At 49.6% G+C, this 2,894-nt stretch carries 5 protein-coding genes and 1 pseudogene; 2 read left to right on the top strand and 4 right to left on the bottom strand.

What is annotated here, in order from left to right; all coding sequences use genetic code 11:
* Together B3180_RS08315 and B3180_RS08310 are read left to right on the top strand one after the other, a co-directional pair.
* A partial coding sequence (locus B3180_RS08315) for a pseudouridine synthase (protein ID WP_286843972.1) occupies positions 1–350 on the top strand: 350 nt, incomplete at its 5' end.
* 26 nt (positions 351–376) lie between these two features.
* Positions 377–1,180: a DUF3530 family protein gene (locus B3180_RS08310; RefSeq protein ID WP_234972470.1), complete on the top strand. Its 804-nt coding sequence runs from the start codon at positions 377–379 to the stop codon at positions 1,178–1,180.
* A gap of 10 nt (positions 1,181–1,190) precedes the next feature.
* Here the strand turns inward: B3180_RS08310 and djlA are convergent, their stop codons facing one another.
* The 4 genes and pseudogenes from djlA to B3180_RS08290 form a co-directional block, all read right to left on the bottom strand.
* Positions 1,191–1,658: a co-chaperone DjlA gene (gene djlA, locus B3180_RS08305; RefSeq protein ID WP_286843970.1), complete on the bottom strand. Its 468-nt coding sequence runs from the start codon at positions 1,656–1,658 to the stop codon at positions 1,191–1,193.
* Positions 1,659–1,667: 9 nt separating this feature from the next.
* Positions 1,668–2,021: a hypothetical protein gene (locus B3180_RS08300; protein WP_286843968.1), complete on the bottom strand. Its 354-nt coding sequence runs from the start codon at positions 2,019–2,021 to the stop codon at positions 1,668–1,670.
* Between the two features lies 1 nt (position 2,022).
* A complete protein-coding gene (gene murU, locus B3180_RS08295; protein ID WP_278358418.1) occupies positions 2,023–2,691 on the bottom strand; it encodes an N-acetylmuramate alpha-1-phosphate uridylyltransferase MurU in 669 nt (222 codons plus the stop codon).
* A pseudogene (locus tag B3180_RS08290) lies at positions 2,688–2,894 on the bottom strand (serine/threonine protein kinase); the annotation flags it as partial. The pseudogene B3180_RS08290 and the gene murU, both read right to left, overlap by 4 nt.

Here is a 2,894-nt window from a genome sequence, read left to right as displayed (position 1 = left end):
AACTACCTGCTTCACAGGGCGAAGTTGAACTCCCGCTTTCCTGCGACTGGCCGAATCGCCCGCGCCAGCATATGGATTTTTTCACCGGCAAACCAAGTACGACCTTCTACCGGGTGAGTGAATTTGACGGCAAGTGTAGTCGTGTTGAACTGACCCCATACACTGGCCGCTCGCACCAGCTTAGAGTTCATATGCAGGCCATTGGCTGCCCGATATTAGGCGATAAATTCTATGCGCACAGTGAGGCGTTTTCTGCCGCTGAACGCTTATTGCTGCACGCTGAGAACCTTTGCGTAACACACCCACAAACTGAACAACCTATAGCCTTTCATAGCCCGGTTCCGTTTTAACACTTTGCACTCAAGCTGACGCCGCTGTGGCCGATATAAGCTGCATGAAGCGTTATTCATTATTGCTACTCGCGGCACTGTGTATCAGTCCCGCAGTCAGCCAGGACGACTTACAACGTTATTTACCGCAAGACCAGCTACACTGGTTGTCCGGTAATGACGACCAACGCTATTTGGTTTTAAAGAAAGAATACCTACAGGCTTTTGAGCGCGGTCAAATCGTACTTATACCCGACTGGCACTATCATCCTTTGCAGTCTTTTTATATTCGCCCGGTGTATGAAAACGCACCGGACTTTGGCTGGACCACCTGGGCGCTCACTCCGCCGGAAAATGATATACGCACGGACAATCTGCAGACCCCCGCCAGTGCCACACACTTTCCTGAAGCAGCTGATGAAGAGGTCTTCGAGCCTCTGGTTGGCGCCTTGCAACAACGCATGACACTGCTTCTGGACGAGACCTTAAGCCGGCCGGGCTTCTCAGTGTGGGTGGTTGAAGGTATTACAGCGGATATTACTTTGCGACTGTTAGAAAGTGATCCGTCGATAATGCCGGATGCTATCGTCCTGATTAATGCTTATGTTCCGCAATTTCAGTATAACCGCGCTCTTGCCGACCGTATTAGTCAGTCACAACTGCCGGTTCTGGATATTCGCAGTGCTGAGAGTAATCAATGGATAAGCAAGCACTGGCAACTGCGCAAAAAGCTGGCGAGTAAATATCAGCACCCGGCTTACCGGCAGCGACAACTTATCAACTCCGGGAATGCCGGGCAGCGTGAGTTAATCTCAACCATAAAAGGCTGGCTTGAGTTTCACGGCTTTTAGCAGCAATCTTTTAACGAATATCCCGCTTTTCTTTGATTTTTTCATAAGCCGCCTGAATATCCTGCGCCCGTTGCTGAGCCTGCTTCATGACTTCTTCAGGTAAGCCTTTCGATGCCAGCTTGTCCGGATGATGTCGGGCCATAAGTTTACGATAAGCCTTTTTAATTTCAGCGTTACTGTTCTGGGCGGTCACCCCAAGCACTTCATAGGCGTTGTTAATTTCATCCTGACTGGTGGTTTTACGCTGTTGTTGATGCTGCTGACGGCGATGCTGATGAAAACGAAAAGCCGCTTTTTCCATCATTAACCATTGGTCTAACTGAAAGCGCGTAAAGCCCAGAGACTTAGCAACGTTAACCAGCACTTCATGCTCCGACTTTTCCAGAATTCCGTCATTCAATGCCAGACCAATTAACTGCTCCATGAAAAGCTGCAAGACATCCCGGTTGCCGTAGAAGGACGCACTAAAATCTTTCATGACCTGCTGCTAAGGAAATGTCGGTTCTTTACCTTCTCTGAACGCAACCTGCGCTTCACGGGTTGCATCAGAACTTAAGTTCAGGCGCCGCATAAGCTCCTGCGCCTGCGCAATGTCACTGGTTGTTACTTTTCCTTTTGCCTTGGCAACATGACCCATTACAGCAAACAAGGTGTAAATGAAGTTGGCATCCCCGGCAGCCTTCTCTGCACCGTATAAAAAGCGTCCCCAGGCGCCTTTTTGGGAAAAGTCCTGAGCCATTCCCCGATCAAACCAATGGCCAATCAGAACGCCTAAAATAGCGCCCGGCCATTTCATAAATGCAAAACCTGCCAAGGCTCCTACTACTTTTCCCCAAACCATGTTATTTCTCCAACTGCTGGTTAAGTTGATGCAGCCGCTCAGGGGTCCCTACGTCGGTCCAATGCCCATCCCAATAGCTTGCTGCTAACCTGCTTTGATTTATTGCCCGGTCAAAGAAGGTTTTAAGTGGCTGCTTGCCCTGAGGGTATGGTTCCAGCAGCTCTTTTCGGTATAAGCCAATACCGGAAAACGTCTTGCGCTCACTTCCGTCATTAACCAACAGGCCATTTTCTAAAGCAAAGTCGCCCTCAGGATGATGAGCAGGATTTTTAACCATGATCAAATGCGCCAACTGTTCCTTTTCCAGTTGAGTCGGCAGGTCACGGTAGTCCCAGTCGGTCCATATATCTCCGTTAATGACCCAGAAAGGTTCGTCACCTAATAAGGGCAAGGCTTTAATAATGCCACCAGCAGTTTCCAGCCCACCTTCCGGTTCTGCGGAAAAAGAAACCTGTAACCCCCACCGACTGCCGTCACCAACAAAGTTCTCAATTTGCTCACCGTGCCAGGCATGATTAATAACAACCTCATTCACGCCAGCCTGCGCCAGCTTTTCTAAGTGATAAGCCAACAACGGTTTACCCGCTATGGGTAGTAAAGGTTTAGGCTGATTATCGGTTAACGGCCGCATGCGACTGCCTCGGCCAGCGGCTAAGATCATTGCTCTCACTTTGCTTCCTTCCAGGCCGGTATGACACGTTTTTCCAGCCATTGGTTATAATCTGACAACTGTGAATAGTTAGCGCTTACTCGCTGTAAATAACCTAAAGTTCTGGGCACGTCTTGCAAGTAGCCCGGCTTGTGGTCACGATGAGCCAGGCGGGCGAAGATACCAGCGGCCTTAGTATGACGCTGTAAGCCCATCCAGTCGAA

Origin of the sequence: Idiomarina sp. UBA4206, assembly GCF_002383015.1 — a bacterium.
GTDB lineage: Bacteria > Pseudomonadota > Gammaproteobacteria > Enterobacterales > Alteromonadaceae > Idiomarina > Idiomarina abyssalis.
This window is presented reverse-complemented; position numbering and strand designations above follow the sequence as displayed.